General features: G+C 67.8%; 14 protein-coding genes. 10 read left to right on the forward strand and 4 right to left on the reverse strand.

Going from position 1 to position 19,109, the window contains the following annotated elements; translation table 11 throughout:
* Window positions 1-12: 12 nt before the first annotated feature.
* Entirely contained in the window at window positions 13-1,485 is a 1,473-nt protein-coding gene (locus IEX25_RS04110) for a mannitol dehydrogenase family protein (RefSeq protein WP_188714144.1), read from the forward strand.
* A 31-nt stretch (window positions 1,486-1,516) separates the two neighbouring features.
* Here the strand turns inward: IEX25_RS04110 and IEX25_RS04115 are convergent, their stop codons facing one another.
* From IEX25_RS04115 to IEX25_RS04130, 4 genes are all read right to left on the reverse strand, one after another.
* Entirely contained in the window at window positions 1,517-2,179 is a 663-nt protein-coding gene (locus IEX25_RS04115; protein ID WP_188714145.1) for a YjbF family lipoprotein, read from the reverse strand.
* Window positions 2,176-4,362, reverse strand: coding sequence for a YjbH domain-containing protein (locus tag IEX25_RS04120; RefSeq protein WP_188714146.1), 2,187 nt, complete (start codon window positions 4,360-4,362; stop codon window positions 2,176-2,178). Before IEX25_RS04120 ends, IEX25_RS04115 begins: the two co-directional genes overlap by 4 nt.
* Before the next feature lie 116 nt (window positions 4,363-4,478).
* Window positions 4,479-5,345 (reverse strand): COG3650 family protein, encoded by an 867-nt coding sequence (locus IEX25_RS04125; RefSeq protein WP_188714147.1) that lies wholly within the window; start codon window positions 5,343-5,345, stop codon window positions 4,479-4,481.
* Between the two features lie 104 nt (window positions 5,346-5,449).
* Complete coding sequence (locus IEX25_RS04130; protein WP_188714148.1) at window positions 5,450-6,832, reverse strand: L-serine ammonia-lyase; 1,383 nt, start codon at window positions 6,830-6,832, stop codon at window positions 5,450-5,452.
* Between the two features lie 230 nt (window positions 6,833-7,062).
* Between IEX25_RS04130 and dusB the strand changes: the two genes are divergently transcribed.
* The 9 genes from dusB to hflX all read left to right on the forward strand — a co-directional run bounded on the left by dusB (window position 7,063) and on the right by hflX (window position 19,109).
* Window positions 7,063-8,061 carry a tRNA dihydrouridine synthase DusB gene (dusB, locus tag IEX25_RS04135; protein WP_188714149.1) on the forward strand — a complete coding sequence of 333 codons (999 nt, stop codon included), beginning with the start codon at window positions 7,063-7,065 and terminating at the stop codon, window positions 8,059-8,061.
* Complete coding sequence (locus IEX25_RS04140; RefSeq protein WP_188714150.1) at window positions 8,058-9,176, forward strand: two-component system sensor histidine kinase NtrB; 1,119 nt, start codon at window positions 8,058-8,060, stop codon at window positions 9,174-9,176. Before dusB ends, IEX25_RS04140 begins: the two co-directional genes overlap by 4 nt.
* Window positions 9,177-9,187: 11 nt before the next feature.
* Window positions 9,188-10,645, forward strand: coding sequence for a response regulator (locus tag IEX25_RS04145; RefSeq protein WP_188714151.1), 1,458 nt, complete (start codon window positions 9,188-9,190; stop codon window positions 10,643-10,645).
* A 72-nt stretch (window positions 10,646-10,717) separates the two neighbouring features.
* A complete protein-coding gene (locus IEX25_RS04150; RefSeq protein ID WP_188714152.1) occupies window positions 10,718-12,982 on the forward strand; it encodes a sensor histidine kinase NtrY-like in 2,265 nt (754 codons plus the stop codon).
* A complete protein-coding gene (gene ntrX, locus IEX25_RS04155; protein WP_188714153.1) occupies window positions 12,979-14,370 on the forward strand; it encodes a nitrogen assimilation response regulator NtrX in 1,392 nt (463 codons plus the stop codon). The genes IEX25_RS04150 and ntrX overlap by 4 nt, the downstream gene beginning before the upstream one ends.
* Window positions 14,371-14,434: 64 nt before the next feature.
* Complete coding sequence (trkA, locus tag IEX25_RS04160; RefSeq protein WP_188714154.1) at window positions 14,435-15,811, forward strand: Trk system potassium transporter TrkA; 1,377 nt, start codon at window positions 14,435-14,437, stop codon at window positions 15,809-15,811.
* Between the two features lie 6 nt (window positions 15,812-15,817).
* The gene (locus tag IEX25_RS04165) at window positions 15,818-17,446 is read left to right on the forward strand and encodes a potassium transporter TrkG (protein WP_188714155.1); all 1,629 of its coding nucleotides are present in this window, start codon (window positions 15,818-15,820) and stop codon (window positions 17,444-17,446) included.
* A gap of 91 nt (window positions 17,447-17,537) precedes the next feature.
* On the forward strand, window positions 17,538-17,771 hold the full coding sequence (hfq, locus tag IEX25_RS04170; protein WP_020949330.1) for an RNA chaperone Hfq: 234 nt from the start codon (window positions 17,538-17,540) through the stop codon (window positions 17,769-17,771).
* Window positions 17,772-19,109 (forward strand): GTPase HflX, encoded by a 1,338-nt coding sequence (gene hflX, locus IEX25_RS04175; protein ID WP_188714156.1) that lies wholly within the window; start codon window positions 17,772-17,774, stop codon window positions 19,107-19,109.

Genomic DNA, 19,109 nt, shown 5'->3' on the forward strand with positions numbered 1-19,109 from the left:
AAGGTTCCGGCCATGGCCGTTTCATTGAACGCATCCGCCCTGCACGACCTGCCCGATACCGTGGGCCGCCCCGGATACGACCGCGCAGGCCTGCGCCCCGGCATCGTCCATGTCGGCGTCGGCAACTTTCACCGCGCGCACATGGCCTGGTACCTGGACCAGCTGTTCGAGATGGGCGAGGGCCGGGACTGGGCGCTGATCGGCGCGGGCGTGCGTCCGGGCGATGCCGCCATGCGCGACAGGCTGGCGGCGCAGGATTGGCTGACCACGGTGGTCGAACTGGACCCGGACGGGCTGAACGCCCGCGTGATCGGGTCGATGATCGACTTCGTCCCCGTGGATCCCCAGGCGGTGATCGGTGCCATGGCCGAACCCGACATCCGCATCGTCTCGCTGACCATCACCGAGGGCGGTTATTACGTCGATGCCAAGACCAACGGGTTTGACGCCGCCCATCCCGACATCGCCCATGACGCCGCCAATCCCGATGCGCCGCGCACGGTCTTCGGCATGATCCTGGCCGCGCTGCGGCAGCGGCGCGATGCGGGGGCAGAACCCTTTACCGTTCTGTCCTGCGACAACCTGCCGGAAAACGGCCATGTCTGCGCGCGCACCGTGACCGAGCTTGCGCAGCTGTCCGACCCGGATCTGGCGCAATGGATCCGCCAGAACGTGGCCTTTCCGAATTCCATGGTCGATTGCATCACCCCAGCCACCTCTGACCGCGAACGGGCGCTTGTCCGCGACCGCTTCGGCATCACCGACGCGGCACCCGTGGTCTGCGAGCCCTTCCGCCAGTGGGTGCTGGAGGATCGCTTCCCCCAGGGCCGTCCGCCGCTGGAGAAGGTCGGCGCCGAATTCGTCACCGATGTCAGCCGCCACGAACTGATGAAGCTCCGGATCCTCAATGGCGGGCACGCGGCCATCGCCTATCCTTCCGCGCTGCTGGGCCATCACTTCGTCCATGACGCCATGGCCGACCCCCAGATCGCTGCCTGGCTGCGCGCGCTGGAAACGCGGGAAATCATCCCGACGCTGCAACCGATCCCCGGCGTCAGCTATGACGACTATCTCGACCTCATCGTCAGCCGCTTTTCCAACCCCGAGATCGGCGACACGATCCCGCGCCTGTGCCTGGACGGATCGAACCGGCAGCCGAAGTTCATCCTGCCGACGCTGGCCGACGCGCTCAAGGACGACCGCGCCATCGACGGTCTTGCGCAAGAGGTCGCCTTCTGGTGCCGTTATTGCGAACGCAGGGACGAGGCGGGCAACGACATCGCCCCGAACGACGACAACAGCGACATGCTGCGCGAATATGCCATCGCCTCGCGCGCCGATCCGCTGGCCTTCCTGCGCAATGAGGCGGTGTTCGGACCCCTGGCCGACAATCCCGTCTTCCAAGAGGCTTTCGCCCGCAAGCTGACCCTGGTGCAAAAGCTGGGCGTGCGCCGGGCCATCGAGGCCTATCTGTCCGGCACATGAGGCACCGGCCCGCGAAGGGCCGGTCGTCTGGTCAGGGCCGCAACGTCTGGATCGTTACATAACCAAGCACGGGTCCGATCCACTGGCGCGACACGGCGATCTGGCCGCCCTGGACCATGTAGCTGTTCTGGAAACGCGCGCCATGGCCTTCGCAGTTTTCCACCGTGACGCCGGGGGCGGGTCCCGCGCCGACGGTGCAGGTGAACTGCAAGGGCCGTTCCACGCCGTCGCCCGCGAAATAGCGCATGATCCGGGTCCCGGTCCCGGCGGCGCCCGCGCGGATCAGGCCTTCGGTCCCCGGCTCGGCCACCGACAGGTCATTGCCCAGCCCGCGCGTGCCCACCAGCATCCCGTCGCGCAGGATCAGCGCCTCCTCGGCCGGGGTCATGTAGGTGCGCATGGCGCCGTTCTGGCCGGTCATGGCCATGGCGGTCGTGCGGCCCAGGTTTTCGAACCCGGCCTGGATCAGCGGACCGGGATTGACGCGCAGCGCCTCGGCCGCGGCGTCCTCGGGCGATCTGGCCGGTGCGGCGGGCTGTTCGGCGGGCTGTTCGGCGGCGCTGCGCTGCGCGACGACCTGGCCCGCCGTCTGCGCCAGGATGCCGAAGGGTCCGGTGCCTTCGCTGTCGTTTCCGCACCCTGCAAGGCCGGCCAGCAACGCGGCCGCCAGCGTGATCTTCAACGCGCCGTTCATCGCCAGAACCTCCCCCAGCCTTCATAGAGTTTGACGGAATGACTGTCCCGGACGCGGTCATACAGCCGGTCGCGGACATTCAGTTGCGCGCCACCGTCGCGCGCCAGCGACCGCAGGTTGGCATCCACACGCTCGCGCGAGGGTTGGCCGGTCGCCCAGCCAAGCGGGATCGACAGGGTGATGCCCTTGTCGAAGCTGCCCTCGCCGAATTCCTCGGCCGAGAGATCCGTCTTGGTGGCATAGGCCCCGATGCGCCAGCCATTGGCGAATTCGCGCGTCAGGGTCAGGGTGGCGCCCTTGTCCCCCGCCAGATACTTGCCGACATCCAGTTGCGCCGTGAAGCCTTGCGTGAATTCGTAATAGGCCGAGACATGGCCCATCGTGACCTCGTAGTCGCGGAAATCGAACAACTGGTCGAAATCGCGCTTCTTCACGCGGTTCACCTCGGCCCCGAAGGCCAGGGGCGAATTCGCGGGCTTCCACAGAACCTCGGTCGAGACGCCGCCATAGGCGCGTTCCAGCAGGCCGGCGGTGACGCGGGTATAGACGGTGGGCGTGGGCTTTGCATACCAGGCCAGCGTCAGTTCCGGGATCACCGGGCTGCTGTTGCCCGTGTACATGCGCGTGTCCGACCGCACCCGCGGCACGCCTTCGGGCGTGGTTTCAAGGGCGGGGTTGGCCTCGTATTCCTCGGGGGTATAGTATTCGCCGCGCTGGCCCGGAATGCCCGGCCCACGCTGGTCGATGTTGCCGAAGGCCCGCTGGCGCAGGGCGCCGGTCAGGACAAGGCCGGGCGCGATTTCGTAACTTGCACGCGCCTCGGCCCCGACCTCGTGGGTCAACCCGTCCTCGGCGCTGAAGATGCCCAGATCGACATAGGGCTTGATGGACCAGCGAAACCGCGGATAGACGCCCTCGCTGCGGACCAGCCCAGGGGCGCCCGCGGCGGCGTCGGACAGGATGGACGCGTCGGCGATCTGCCCGGCCTCGGTGTTTTCCAGCCTTTCGACATCCGATCGCCGGACGGTGACAGAGGAGGCAGGCACCCCGGCGGCGGTCGAGGTGATGACGAAGGTTTCCACCGAAGGGGGCAGGGCGCGGGTCATCAGGCGCGCGGTGCGGCCGATGGCCTCGGCCTGGTTGATATAGCGGTTGTTGCGCAGCCGCACCTCGGCCCGGTTGGCCGACAGCGCCATGCTTTCCAGGATCTGCCCTTCCTTGGCCATGGCATCGCCAAGCGCGGTCTGGATCGCAGGCTGCGCAGTCGGATCCTGCGCCCAAACCCCCGACCAGCCATCGGGATCGGCCTGGGGCGCGGGACGCGGGCGCACCGGGGCCGGGGCCTTCTCCAGCCCGGAAGGATAAGGCGCCTGGCGCGGGTTCAGCAGGATCGAGAACTGCGCGCCAAAGGTATTGCCGCCGATGGAATAGACGCCGACCTGATAGCTGTCGCCGAAGCTGTAATAGGCACCTAGGTTCAAACCGTTGTCGGGCTCATCGCCTTGCTGGAAGGCACTCCCGCTTCGGTATTTTGCAACATATTCCTCATTGGAATATTCCGCGACCAGGTTCAGGCGGTCATTGACCTGCCAGCTGACCGACGCAAACGGCTTGGCGCCGCCGCGGAACCAGTCATCAACATTCGGCTCCCCACCTTGGCCGCTGTTATCGATAATACGCGGCTTGCCCGCCAGGACGCCCCAGCCCAGACCTGCGGACACCCGCACGGAAGGGGTGACGGTCTTGGTGGCGACGATGTATTCCCCCGAATAGACGCCGGTGCCCAGAAAGTCCTGCAAGCCCACGGCGACGGCAGGCCGCCATCCCTGTTCGTCCAGCACCTGATAGCGCAGGTCCAGCGACCGGTCCGAGATATAGCCCTCGTCGCGGTAGTCGTTGATCCCCTCGACCCGCGAATAGCGCAGCACGGTCGTCAGCCTCGGCAGGGCCTGGAAGACGACGCTGCTGCGCCGGCCATAGTCGGACCAGGACACCGTGGCTCCCAGTGTGCCGTCAGGCAGCGTTTCCGCCGTGGGCGTGTCGATGCCGCCCCCCAGGCCATAGGTGGACATGTTCCGCGCATACATCGGTTCCGCGACGGCGGTCGTGCCGGCGGACCCCAGCACCAGGGCCACCGGCAGGGTCGTCGCCATCAGGCGTCTCAGGATGGGGGATCTGCGCATCACGTATCCTCGTTCTGCTTCTGGCGGGTCATGGACGCAAGGCACGCCCCCCGGCAGCCGATGACGCGATCCGGCCCGAAGGCTGCATCATGGCTGGGACAGGGGCGGTCATGGCATCATTCGGCGGGTTCGGTCGCGGTCGTGCCGCCCGTCGTTCCCGCCGGCGGCAGGACGCGCAGGTCCGGGACGATGGGCGCGGCAGGCGTTGCGGCAGGCGCTTCCGCAGCGGGCGGGGGCGGCAGGTCGGCGGTGCCTTCGGATGCCGGCGCGGGCGCGGCGGGCGCGCTTGCGGGCGGGGTCTCCGGCGCCGGTTCAGGGGCGGCGGGCGTGACCGGCGCGGTGGCAGGCGTTTCCTCGGCCGGGGCAGGCGCCGCCGCCGGGGTGGCCGGGGCCGCCGCAGGACGGGTCGCGGCGGGGCGCGTGGCCGTCGTGGCCTGACGCGGCGCCGCGGGCGCGGGGGCGCGGGTCGCGGCGACGGCCTGTGCGACCTCGGCCGATGCGGGACCTGCGCAGCCGGTTTCGGTCCTGCCCGACACCGTCAGGCGTGCGGTAAAGGGGAACCTGTCGCCCGACATGCTGTCCTGGCAGGCCGTCGCGCGGATGTTCAGCACGAAGGGACGGCCTGAATGCACACCCACATATTCCACACCCTGCGCAAAGTTCAGGCGGTTCACGCGGATCGGGCGGCCGCGCTGATTGTCGGGCGTCTTGTAGATCGCGGTGCCGCCCGCCGCATCGACGGCCCAGAAGGGCTCGTTTCCGCGCGCGCTGAAGGCGGCGGTGTTATAGGTCGTGGCCTCGGCGGTGGACACCGGGCGCGCCTCGGCCCCGGTCTCGATGGGCTGTTCCAGCGGCGAGACGCCCGGCGGTCCCTGGTGGCCCTGGACCTGCGGCTCGGATCGGCCGAGGCCCGGAAGGTTCGCGCCGTCGCAGGCAGCAAGAGGCAGGGTCATCAGGGCGATGAGTGCAAGACGCGGGGTCATCGGTCGGCCTTCCTTGGGATCACTGTCGCGCCAGCGTTAGCAATCACCGCACGCAGGCACAAGCGCGCCCGTAGCTGACGGCAACAGGCCGCCGCCCCGGAGGGTCAACAATTCGGCACGTTGACCGCAAGCCCGCCAAGCGATGTTTCCTTGTACTTGTCCGACATGTCGCGCCCCGTCTGGCGCATCGTCTCGATCGCGGCGTCCAGAGGCACGAAATGGGTGCCGTCGCCGCGCAGGGACAGGCTGGCCGCCGACACCGCCTTGATCGCGCCCAGGCCGTTCCGTTCGATGCAGGGAACCTGCACCAGGCCGCGCACCGGGTCGCAGGTCATGCCCAGGTGATGTTCCAGCGCGATTTCGGCCGCGTTTTCCACCTGTTCCGGCGTCCCGCCCAGAACCGCCGCCAGCCCCGCCGCCGCCATCGCGGATGCGCTGCCGACCTCGGCCTGACACCCGGCCTCGGCGCCCGAAATGGAGGCATTGTGCTTGACCAGCCCGCCGACGGCCGCGGCGGTCAGCAGGAATTCGGGGATGTCGCGTTCGGACGCGCCGGGAACGTGGTCCAGCCAGTAGCGGATCACGGCGGGCACCGTTCCCGCCGCGCCATTGGTAGGGGCGGTGACGACCTGGCCGCCTGCCGCGTTTTCCTCGTTCACGGCCATGGCATAGGTGGACATCCAGTCGTTGATGACATGGGGCGCGGTCAGGTTCATGCCGCGTTCGGCCAGCAGCTTTTCGTGGATGGCCTTGGCGCGGCGCTTGACCGACAGCCCGCCGGGCAGGATGCCGTCGGTGGTCAGCCCCCGGTCCATGCAGTCGCGCATCACCTGCCAGATCCGCATCAGCCCGTCGCGGATCTCGGCATCGCTGCGGAAGACGCGTTCGTTGTCGTGCTTCATCCGGGCGATGGACTTGCCCGACGCTGCGGCCATCTCCAGCATCTCGGCGGCGCTGGAGAAGGGATAGGGCACCTTGGGCGCATCGTCGCTGCGTTTTTCGTCCCCCTTGCGGGCCAGTTCATCGTCGGTCAGCACGAAGCCGCCGCCGATGGAATAATAGATGCGGTGAAAGATCACGTCGCCCTGCGCGTCGGTGGCCGACAGCGTCATGCCGTTGGCATGGCCGGGCAGCGCATGGTCGAAATCGAAGCGCAGGTCGCGATCGGGATCGAAGACCAGATCGCCCAAGCCCTGGGGCGACAGCACCCTGGTTTCGCGGTTCTTCGCCAGCGCGGCCTCGGCCGCATCGGCGTCCAGCGTGGCGGGAACGAAGCCTGCAAGGCCCAGGATCGTGGCGCGGTCGGTCGCATGTCCCTTGCCGGTAAAGGCAAGGCTGCCGTGCAGGCTGGCCTTCAGCCCATGCGCCCGGAAGGGCTGCTGGCGCAATTCGTCCAGGAACCGCGCACCGGCGACCATTGGCCCCATGGTATGCGACGACGACGGGCCCACGCCCACCTTGAACAGGTCAAAGACTGACAGGAACATGTGTCCCCCTTGCATTTCGGGCTTCATCTAAACATCTGACCGGGCCAAAGGCCACTTGGATTGCGGCAGTTGGATGGGATCTTGGCGACATCCCCACCTGCACCTGCATTGCCTATAAAATGGGCATCCTGCCGCAGATCAAGGCAACAAGACAGATGACCGTTTATCGGGCATATCCGGCCAGAATTGCAATCTTGCGGCCGGTTCGGCACAGGGCGAAGGAACAGGACATGGCATTCGGCGACCCGATCATTCTTGGCGATACAAGGCTTGGCCCGCCGGTGTTTCTTGCGCCCATGGCGGGAATCACCGATCTGCCGTTTCGCCGCGCCGTTGCGCGATACGGCGCGGGCCTGATGGTCAGCGAGATGGTCGCCTCGACCGAGATGGTGACGCCGCGCCCCTCGACCCGCGCCGCCGTCCGCGCCAAGGCCCTGACCGAGGGCGCGCTGCCCGTCAGCGTCCAGATCGCCGGGCGCGAGGCCGGGGCCATGGCCGAAACCGCCCGCATCGTCGAAGGCATGGGCGCGCGCATCATCGACATCAACATGGGCTGCCCCGCCAAGAAGGTCACGGGCGGGTTGTCGGGTGCCGCGCTGATGCGCGACCTGGACCACGCGCTGACCCTGATCGACGCGGTGGTGGGCGCGGTATCTGTGCCGGTCACGCTGAAGATGCGGCTTGGCTGGGACGAGGATTGTCTGAACGCCCCCGACCTGGCCCGCCGCGCCAGCGATGCAGGCGTCAGGATGCTGACCGTGCATGGCCGGACGCGGGCGCAGTTCTACAAGGGGCAGGCGGACTGGTCGCGGATCCGGGCGGTGGCGAACCTGCCGGGCCGCCCGCCGCTGGTCGCCAATGGCGACGTGGTGGACGGGGCATCGGCGCGGGCGGCGCTCGCGGCATCGGGCGCGGATGCGGTGATGGTGGGGCGCGGGGCGCAGGGCGCGCCCTGGCGGCTGGCCGGGATCGCGCATGACCTGGTGGGCAGCCCCGCGCCTGTCGTGCCGCAGGGTGCCGCCCTGGCGGACGCGGTGGCGGAACATTACGAGGATATCCTGGACTTCTATGGCATCGACCTGGGCCTGCGCGTCGCCCGCAAGCACCTGGGCTGGTATGCCGATGCGAACGGCGCGCCGCTGCGCGACCGGATGCTGCGCGCGGACAGCCCCGCCGAAACGCTGGCCCTGATCCGCCAGGCCTTTGCCGACGCGCAGGAGGCCGCATGACGCGGCGCAGCCCCGCCGGCTTTGACGAGGCGCAGCCCGGTCCAGGGTGGGAGGCGCTGCCGCTGCCCGCCCTTGTGCTGGACGGCCAGGGCCGCGTGGCCGCGATGAACAATGCGGCGGAAATCTGGCTCAACATGTCGCGCAACTCGACCCTGGGGCGGGCGCTGGAAGGGGACGAGATGGGCACGCGGCTGCGCATCCAGCCGTCGCTTGGGCCGTTGGTCTGCCGGGTGATCGCGGGGGACGAGGCGCTGTATCATCCCGGCATCCGGTTCGAGATCGGCGACCGCGCGGGCGGCCACCAGGATCGCCATGCCGCCGTCCATGTCGGCCCCGCGGGCGATGTCGGGGGCGCCGTGACGCTTTTGCTGGTGCCGCAGGACGAGGCGGGGCTGCATAACCAGACCCGCGCCGTCCGCACCGCCGCCCGCAGCGCCATCGGCATGGCCGAGATGCTGGCGCACGAGATCAAGAACCCCCTGGCGGGCATCCGGGGCGCCGCGCAACTGATCGGCATGAACGCATCCCCCGAGGATCGCGAAATGGCCGAGATGATCGTCAGCGAATCCAGGCGCATCGTGTCCCTGCTGGACCAGGTGGAACGCTTCGGCGACACCTCGGCCCCGAACCTGCGGTCGATCAACGTCCATGACGTGCTGGAAAAGGTGCGTCGGTCCGCAGCCGTGGGATTTGCCAGGAAGATCGCCATCGTGGCGGAATACGACCCGTCCCTGCCGGATGCCCTGGCCGACGGGGACCAGCTGACCCAGGTCTGTCTGAACCTTGTCAAGAACGCCGCCGAGGCGCTGAAGGACACCGACCATCCGATGATCCGGCTGCGCAGCTTCTATGACCACAGCCTGCGCCTGCCGCCGGACGACGCCGACCCCACCGGCCGACCCTTGCCCCTGCAGATCGAGATCGAGGACAACGGCCCCGGCCTGCCGCCCGTCATCGCCGACCAGATCTTCGAGCCCTTCGTGTCGGGACGCGAGAACGGCACCGGCCTGGGCCTGGCGCTTGTCAGCAAGATCATCACCGACCACGGCGCGCTGATCCGCGTGGATTCGCGCCCCGGCCGCACCGTTTTTCGCATATCATTGCCCAAGGCATAAGGACCGACGCCATGGACGGAACCGTTCTGATCGCTGACGACGACCGCACCATCCGCACGGTGCTGACCCAGGCGCTGACTCGCGCGGGCTGCCGCGTCCATGCCACGGGCAGCCTGGCGCAGCTGTCCAAGTGGGTCGAGGAAGGCCGGGGCGATCTGGTCATCACCGACGTGATGATGCCCGACGGCAACGGCATCGACCGCATCCCCGCCATCCGCAATGCCCGGCCCGACCTGCCGGTCATCGTCATCTCGGCCCAGAACACCATCGTCACCGCGATCCGCGCGACCGAGGCCGAGGCCTTCGAATACCTGCCCAAGCCCTTCGACCTGCCCGACCTGATGGCCAAGGCGGGCCAGGCCCTGTCGCGCCGCCCGCGCAGATCCGACCCGGCCCCTGAGGCGGGCGCCGCGCCGCGCCCCGCCGCCGATCCCGCCATGCCGCTGATCGGCCACGCCCCCGCGATGCAGTCGCTGTTCCGCATGGTCGCGCGGATCCTGAACGCCGACCTGCCGGTGCTGATCGCGGGCGAACCGGGCGTGGGCAAGACCACCATCGCGCGGTCCTTCCACGAACTGTCCGACCGCCGCGACAACGGGTTCGCGATCCTGACCTCGGCCGACGCGAGCGAGGAGGCGATCATCCGGGCGGCGGACAAGGCGCGCGGCGGCACGATCGTCGTGGAAAACCCGGCAGGGTTCGATCCGGCGGCCCAGGCACGGCTGATCGGATTGATCGAATCCATGGAAAGCGGCCCGGACCGCGCCATGGCCCCGCGGATCGTGGCCACGACCGGCCCGGATCCCCAGGCCGACGTTGCGTCGGGACGGCTGCGGTCGGATCTGTATTACCGACTTGCCGGCGTGACCGTGACCGTGCCGCCCTTGCGCGCGCGGGTCGATGACATCCTGCCCCTGGCGGCGCACCTGCTGGCGCGCGCGGCGACGCAGGGCTTGCCCGACCGGACGCTGGGCGACGATGCGGCCGGCCTGCTGCGCGTCCATGCCTTCCCCGGCAATGTGCGGGAACTGGAAAACATGATGCGCCGACTGGCCCTGACCGCCAGCGGCACCACCATCACCGCCGCCGAGATGCGCGAGGCGCTGAGCCAGCAGGGCGGCGGCCGCACGGCCTCCATCGCCGCCATGCCGATGCCCGCCACGCCGGTTGCGAACGATGCCGGTCTGCCCGGCGGCTTTCATCTGGGCGGCGGCAACGGCCCCCTGTCGGATTCGGTCGAGGCGCATCTGCAACGCTATTTCGACCTGCATGGCGACAGCCTGCCGCCGCCCGGTCTTTACGACCGCATCCTGCGCGAAATCGAACGCCCGCTGCTTCAGGTGGCCCTGGACGCCACCGGCGGCAATCAGCTTAGATGCGCCGACCTGTTGGGAATAAACCGCAATACCCTGCGCAAGAAGCTGACCGAGCTGAATATCGAGGTGACACGCCGCCGCAAACTGATGTAAAACCGCCACAGGGGGCGGCGCCAGCGTATCGGCGCCGCAACAGAAAGCCGCGTCAGACGGCAGGCGGGGGCAATGGCAGGTGCCGCATCAGGGTTGAGCTGGGACAGGCTCGCAAGGATCAAGCTGCCGCGTCACTGGCGCGGGGGAATGGCCGTGGCGATTCTGGCCTTGGGCATCCTTCTGGCGGGTGCGACCATGACGGTGCTTGGCCCGCTGGCCCAGGGCGCCGAAAGCCGGATGCTGCGGCTGATCCTGCTTCTGGACCTTGCCTATCTGATCGTGCTGATCGGGATCATCGTGCTGCGCATGTCGCGCCTGATCACCGCGCGCCGCAAGACCGCGGCCGGATCGCGGTTGCACGCGCGGCTGGTGCTGATCTTTGCCGGGCTGGCCCTTGTGCCCACGGTCCTGGTCGCGCTGTTCGCGGGATTTCTGGTCAATATCGGGCTGGAAGGCTGGTTCTCGGGCCGGGTGCAGCAGGTCGTCACGACATCCCAGGCCGCGGCCGAAGCCTATCAAGAGGAACACCGCCGCGACCTGACCGAGGATGCCCGCGCCCTTGCCAGCGTGCTGACGCAGGCGGGGCGGGCCAATCCGCTGATCGACGACGGCGAATTGCGGCTGCTGCTGGGGCAGGGGCAGGCGCTGATCCAGCGGGGCTTGCGCGAAGCCTATGTCATCAACGGCAACGGAGAAATCCGCGCGCGGGGCGAACGGTCCTATCTGTTCTGGTATGAAGCCCCGACCAGCAGCGATCTGGACCGCGCCCAGACCGAGGGCGTCGTGCTGATCGAGGATTGGCAGAACAACGAATTCCGCGCCCTTGTCGCCCTGCCGCCGCTGGCCGACCGTTACCTGTATGTCACGCGCGACGTGGACGGCGCGCTGCTGGGCCTTGTGGACGACACCCGCGCGACAGTGGGCAGCTATCGCCAGCTGGAACAGACGCGCAGCCAGGTGCTGTTCGAGTTTTCCTTGGTCTATCTGGCCTTCGCGCTGCTGCTGGTCGCGGCCGCCGTGCTGCTGGGCCTGTGGTTCGCCAGCCGCCTTTCGCGGCCCATTGGGCTTCTGGCGCAGGCCAGCGAACAGGTGGGCCACGGCAACCTGGATGTCCAGGTGCCCGAACCCGACACGGGGGACGAGATCCAGACGTTGGGGCAGTCCTTCAACCGCATGACCCGGCAACTCAAGACCCAGCGGGAAGAACTGATCGACAGCTATCGCGTCAGCGACGAACAGCGCAGGCTGTTCGACAACGTGCTGTCCTCCGTCACCTCGGGCGTGATCGGGCTGGACGCGGCGGGGGAAATCGACTTCGTGAACCGGTCTGCCAGCAAGCTGCTGGGGCTTGACCCGAAACGCGACATTGACGCGCTGCTGTCCGAAGCGGTGCCGGAATTCGCGCCGCTGTTCGACCGGCTGTCGGCCTCGGTCGCGGAAACCGTGCAGGACGAGGTGCGGCTGATGCGCGAGGGCAAGGTCGAAAGCCTGCTGGTCCGCATGGCCGTCCGTCGCGGCACCGATGGCGACCTGGAAGGCTATGTCGTGGCCTTCGACGACGTGACCGAGCTTGTGACCGCGCAGCGCATGGCCGCCTGGGGCGACGTGGCGCGAAGGGTCGCGCACGAGATCAAGAACCCGCTGACGCCGATCCAGCTGTCCGCCGAACGCCTGCGCCGCAAGTTCGGCAAGCTGGCATCGCCCGAGGACAAGGCCTCGCTGGACCAGTACACCGACGTCATCATCCGCCAGACGGGCGATCTGCGCCGGATCGTGGACGAATTCAGCCGCTTCGCCCGGATGCCCGAACCCGACCGTGCGGAAATCGACCTGGCCGCCCTGCTGCGAGAGGTCACGCTGTTGCAGCAGGACGCGCTGAAAGGGGCATTGCAGGCGCATATCCCGGACCAGCCGGTGAACGTGGATTGCGATGCCGGGATGCTGCGGCAGGCCTTCACGAACCTTGTCAAGAACGCCGGAGAAGCGGTTGACGAAATGCGGGAAAACGCGCCCGATGGCTGGACGGCGCAGGTTACGGTCTTGATGCAGGCCGACCACGATGCGGTCACCATCCGCATCGCCGACAACGGCCCCGGCCTGCCCGCCGACCGGTCGCGCCTGTTCGAGCCTTATGTGACCATGAAGGCCAGCGGCACGGGCCTGGGCCTGCCGATCGTCAAGAAGATCGTCGAGGAACATGGCGGCAGCCTGTCCCTGTCGGACCGGCCCGACGGGCCCGGCGCCTTGGCTGAAATACGCCTGCCGCGGGAACGCCATCCCGTGCGCGGCGCGCAACGCAAGACAAAAACAAAAGAAGATGAGGCAGCACCGATATGAGCGATATCCTGATCGTTGACGACGAACGCGATATCCGCGAACTGGTCGCGGACATCCTGAAGGACGAGGGGTTCGAGACGCGCCTTGCCGCGAACTCGGACGAGGCGCTGGCGGCGCTGAACGAACGCCCGCCCGCGCTGATGGTCCTGGACATCTGGCTGAAGGACAGCCGCATGGACGGGATCGACATCCTGAAACAGGTCAAGCGCAACAACCCGGACGTGCCCGTCATCATCATATCCGGCCACGGCAACATCGAGATCGCGGTGGCGGCGATCAAGCAGGGCGCATACGACTTCATCGAGAAGCCCTTCAACATCGACCAGTTGATGGTGGTGGTGAACCGGGCGATGGAAGCCAGCCGGCTGCGGCGGGAAAACAGCACCCTGCGCCGGGGCGGGGACCGCGCGGCCGAGATGCTGGGCCATTCCGTTGCCTTCAAGCGCCTGCGCGACAACCTGGACAAGGTGGCGAAATCCAACGGCCGCGTAATGCTGTCGGGCGAACCGGGCACCGGCAAGGAAATGGCCGCCCGTTACATCCACGCCCACAGCCCGCGCAGCAATGCGCCCTTCATCACCGTGCCCTGCGCCACCATCGAGCCGGAACGGATGGAGGAGGTGCTGTTCGGACGCGAAACCCCCGAACGCGGCATCGAGCCCGGCCTTCTGGAACAGGCCCATGGCGGCGTCATCTATTTCGACGAAGTGGGCGACATGCCCCTGGGCACCCAACCGAAAATCCTGCGTGTCCTGACCGAGCAGCAGTTCGTGCGGGCAGGGGGCGCGGACCGGGTGCGGGTCGATCTGCGGGTGATCTCGTCCACCAACCGCGACCTGCCTGCCGAGATCGCGGCGGGCCGGTTCCGGCAGGAGCTTTATGACCGTTTGAACGTCGTGCCGGTGGCCGTGCCGTCGCTGGTGGAACGGCGCGACGACATCGCGGTGCTGGCGCGCCATTTCATTGACGGCTTCCAGCGCCACCAGGGCCTGACCCCGCGCGAATTGCCCGAGGAAACCGTGGCCGCCCTGCAATCCATGCGCTGGCCCGGCAATATCCGCCAGTTGCGCAATGTGATCGAACGCGTGCTGATCCTGGCCGAAAGCAGCGGTCCGATCCAGCCCGCCGAACTGGAACCCCAGGGCGCCACGCCCGACAACAGCGACGCCCTGGCGCTTGGCCCGCAGATCACCGCCATGGCGCTGCGCGAGGCGCGCGAGATGTTCGAACGCGAATACCTGGTCGCCCAGATCAACCGCTTCGGGGGCAATATCAGCCGCACCGCGCAGTTCGTCGGGATGGAACGCAGCGCCCTGCACCGCAAGCTGAAATCCCTGGGCGTCGTCGGCGGAATGCGGGCCGAGGACGAGATGCTGATGGGCAAGTAGGGTGGTTGCGCGGCGCGCGGCCTGGGCATAGGCAGAAGATGGCGCAGGCGGCAAAGGGGCGGCCATGAAGATCATCATCTGCGGCGCGGGCCAGGTCGGCTGGCAGATCGCCCGGCACCTGTCGGGCGAACGCAACGACGTCACCGTCATCGACAACAACGCCGACCTGATCCGCCGCGCGACCGATGCCCTGGACGTCCAGGGCGTGATGGGATTTGCCAGCCATCCCGACATCCTGGACCGGGCGGGCGCCCGCGACGCCGACCTGATCATCGCCGCGACCCATTCGGACGAGGTGAACATGGTCACCTGCCAGGTCGCCCATTCGATCTTCCAGGTGCCGCGCAAGATCGCGCGGCTGCGCAGCAGCGCCTATCTGGATGCGATCTATTCGGATCTCTACACCACGTCGCACCTGCCCATCGACGTGGTGATCAGCCCGGAACGAGAGGTCGCCAAGGCCGCCCTGCAACGCCTGTCGGCGCCATCGACCTTCGACGTGGAAACCTTCATGGGCGGCAAGGTGCAGCTTCTGGGCATCCTGCTTGAAGACGACTGCCCCGCGCTGAACACGCCGCTGCGGCAGTTGAACGAACTGTTTTCCACCCTGCGCGCCATCGTCGTGGGGGTGCGCCGACAGACCCGGCTGTTCGCGCCCGAACCGGGGGACCAGTTGTTCGCCCATGACCAGATCTATGTCTTTGCCCATCGCGAGGATGTGGGCCGCACCCTGGAAATCTTCGGCAAGCCGCCCCTGAAACAGGAACGCATCGCCATCATCGGCGCGGGGAATGTTGGCCTTGCCGTGGCGCAGGCGCTTGAATCGCGCCCCGACCGGATCCGGGCCAAGCTGATCGAGCGCGACCGCACCCGCGCGGAATTCGCCGCCGACCGGCTGGAACGCACCATCGTCCTGAACGGCGACGGCTTGTCCGCCGAACTGCTGGACGAGGCCGCGGTGCCCACGGCGGACGCCGTCTTGGCCGTGACCGACGACGACAAGACGAATATCCTGGCCTCGGTCCGCGCCAAGCAGGCGGGGGCCAAGCTGGCGATCGCCCTGATCAACGACCCGACCATGGTGCCCCTGACCGAGGTGCTGGACATCGACGCCTATATCAATCCGCGATCCACGACGGTTTCGACGATCCTGCGCCATATCCGGCACGGGCGCGTGCGCGACATCTATTCCATCGGCGACGCCGAGGCCGAGGTGATCGAGGCGCAGGCCCTGTCCACTTCCCCCATATCCGGCCGGGCGATCCGCGACATCGAATTTCCAGAAGGCGTGCTGATCGGCGCGGTGCAGAAGGGCGACAAGGTGATAAAGCCGATGCCCGACACGCGGATCGAGGAAGGCGACATCGTGCTGATGTTTGCGCTGTCCAAGGACGTCCCCGAGGTCGAGCGCCTGTTGCAGGTCTCGATCGACTTCTTCTGACGCGCCATGGCCGCCCTGCTGCGCCTGCCGTTGTTCGTGCTGATCGCCGCCCTGACGGGGCTGTCGATGCTGCTGCCGGCGGCCTATGCCTCGGTCAACAACAACGACGAAATGGCGCGGACATTCCTGTATTCCGGTCTCCTGGTGCTGGTGGTGGCGGGGCTGATCGGACTGGCCACGGCCGCCAATCCCCCGCGGGCCCGTCCCCGCGATGCCCTGCTGACGATGCTGACGGTCTATGCCGGGATGCCGCTGGTCATGGCGCTGCCCTTCGCCGAAAGCATGCCGGACACCGGGCTGTTCAATGCTTGGTGGGAAATGACCTCGGCGCTGACGACCACCGGGGCCTCGCTTTATTCGGCGGACCTGTTGCCGATGCCCTTGCACCTGTGGCGGGCGATGGCAGGCTGGATGGGGGGGTTCTTCATCCTGGCCGCCGCCACCGCGATCCTGGCCCCGCTGCATATCGGCGGGTTCGAGATCATGGCCCAGCCTTACGGTCGGCGCGAACAGTATGAACGCTTGCCCCGGTCGGCCGATCCGCTGGACCGGAACCCGCATCTGTCCACGCCTGGCTTCCAGACGGTGCTGGCCCATCCCCACTACCGCCTGATGCGGTCGGCCGTGGAGGTCTTTCCGGTTTATGCCGGGCTGACTGGCGCGCTGTGGGTGATCCTGCTGGTGCTGGGGGATCCGGGGCTGGTCGCGCTGTGCCGGGCGATGGGGACATTGTCCACCAGCGGCATCTCTCCGGTCCTTGGGCCGCCCGGCACCAGTTCGGGCCTGCCCGGAGAGATGGCGGTCTTCCTGTTCCTGATCCCCGCCCTGTCGCGCCGCTTCTGGCCGGGGGGCGGGGAACTGCGCGCCAGCGACCGGCTGATCGACGATCCCGAATTGAAGATGGCAGGCGGTTTCGTCGCCCTTGTGGCGCTGTCGCTGTTTGCCCGTCATTTCCTGGGCGCTATCGAAAGCGCAAGCGCGCCCGAAGGGTCGTCGGAAATGCTTTACGACCTGCGCAACGGCTTGGCCGCCTTCTGGGGCGGGCTGTTCAACGGCCTCAGCTACCTGACCACGACCGGCTGGACCTCGATCGACTGGCAGGGCGCGCGGGCATGGTCGGGCCTGACCTCGCCCAGCCTGATCCTGGCGGGGCTGGCGATGATGGGGGGCGGGGTCGCGACCACGGCGGGGGGCGTCAAGCTGTTGCGCGTCTATGCGCTTGCCCGCCACGGGCAGCGGGAAATGGAACGCATCGTTCACCCGAACTCGGTCGCGGGGGGCGGACAGATCGCCCGCCGCCTGCGGCGCGAGGGGGCCTATCTGGCCTTCATCTTCTTCATGCTGTTCGCGACCTCCATCGCCCTGGTGGTGGCGCTTGTCTCGATCCAGCGGATCGAGATCGAGACGGCGACGATCCTGTCCATCGCCGCGCTGACCAATACCGGGCCGCTGGCCGCCGCGATCCCGCTGTCCCCGGCTTTCCAGGCGACGGCGGGCATCGCGTCCGCACCCTGGGAAGGCTGGTCGGGGCTTCCGGTCTTTACCAAGGCGGTGCTGGCGGGGGCCATGATCCTGGGACGGATGGAGACGCTGGCCGTCCTTGCGCTGTTTTCGCCGCAGTTCTGGCGGCGTTGAAGGGGCGCAAATCCGGGGCGCTTGCAAGGGCTGCGGCAACCGCATAGATGTAAGGTCCAACCGGGACAGATCAAAAACGGAACAAAAAACAATGGCTGGCGACAAGCAGAACTTGCAGGACGCGTTCCTCAATCATGTCCGCAAGGCAAAGGTGCCTGTCACGATTTTCCTGATCAACGGCGTCAAGTTGCAGGGCGTCATCACCTGGTTCGACAATTTCTGCGTTCTCCTGCGCCGCGACGGCCAGTCGCAGCTGGTCTACAAGCACGCCATCAGCACGATCATGCCGGGCCAGCCCATTTCGCTCTATGAAGGCGAGGACTGATTGGCAGAACCCACCGAAACCGAGGCAAAGCCGACGCGGGCCTATGTGATCCACCCGGATCTGGCCGGCCGGACGCAGCGGCGCGAACCCGAACATGCCCTGGCCGAGGCGGTGGCCCTGGCCCATGCCCTGCCGGGGATCGAGATCGCGGGTGACGAGGTCGCGCGCCTGCGCAAGCCCGATGCCGGGCGCCTGTTCGGCAAGGGCAAGCTGGCCGAGATCGGCGAACGGCTGAAGGATGCCGAGGTCGATCTGGTCCTGGTGGACGGCCCCGTCAGCCCCGTCCAGCAGCGCAACCTGGAAAAGGACTGGGGCGTCAAGCTTCTGGACCGGACCGGGCTGATCCTGGAAATCTTCGCCGACCGGGCGCGCACGCGCGAAGGCGTGCTGCAGGTGGAACTGGCCGCGCTGTCCTATCAGCGCACGCGGCTGGTCCGCGCCTGGACCCACCTGGAACGTCAGCGCGGGGGCCTGGGCTTCGTGGGCGGTCCGGGGGAAACCCAGATCGAGGCCGACCGCCGCGCCATCGACGAACAGATGACCCGCCTGCGCCGCCAGCTTGAGCGCGTGGTCAAGACCCGCACGCTGCACCGCGCCGCGCGGGCCAAGGTGCCTTATCCCATCGTGGCGCTTGTGGGCTATACCAACGCTGGGAAATCCACGCTGTTCAACCGCCTGACCGGCGCCGAGGTTCTGGCCAAGGACATGCTGTTCGCCACGCTGGACCCGACCATGCGCGCCATCCGCCTGCCCGGCGCGAATGGCGGGCAGGGGCGCAAGATCATCCTGTCGGACACCGTGGGCTTCATCAGCGACCTGCCCACGGAACTGGTCGCCGCCTTCCGCGCCACGCTGGAGGAGGTGCTGGAAGCCGACCTGATCCTGCATGTCCGCGACATCAGCCACCCCGAGACCGAGGAACAGGCCGCCGATGTGGCCGAGATCCTGGAAAGCCTGGGCGTGGACGAGGATGTCGCCCTGATCGAGGTGTGGAACAAGATCGACGCGCTGTCCGCCGACACCCGCGCGGCCCTGCGCCGCACCGATGCGCGGACCCAGGGCATCCAGGCCGTCAGCGCCCTTTCGGGCGAGGGTCTGGACGACCTGATCGCCGCCATCGACGCGCATCTGTCGGAGGCCCTGGACGAGCCGAAGACCGAGGCGGTCGTGACGCTGCCCTTCTCGGACGGCCGCCGCCGCGCCTGGCTGCACGAGTCCGGGGTGGTTCAGCGCGAGGAAAGCGGCGAGAATGGCCTGACGTTGCACCTGCTGTGGACCGACCGCCAGAAGGCGGGCTTCGACGCACTCAGCGCCCCGGACCAAGACGACGACGCGTAG

The sequence above is a fragment of the Paracoccus acridae genome (assembly GCF_014642735.1).
GTDB lineage: Bacteria > Pseudomonadota > Alphaproteobacteria > Rhodobacterales > Rhodobacteraceae > Paracoccus > Paracoccus acridae.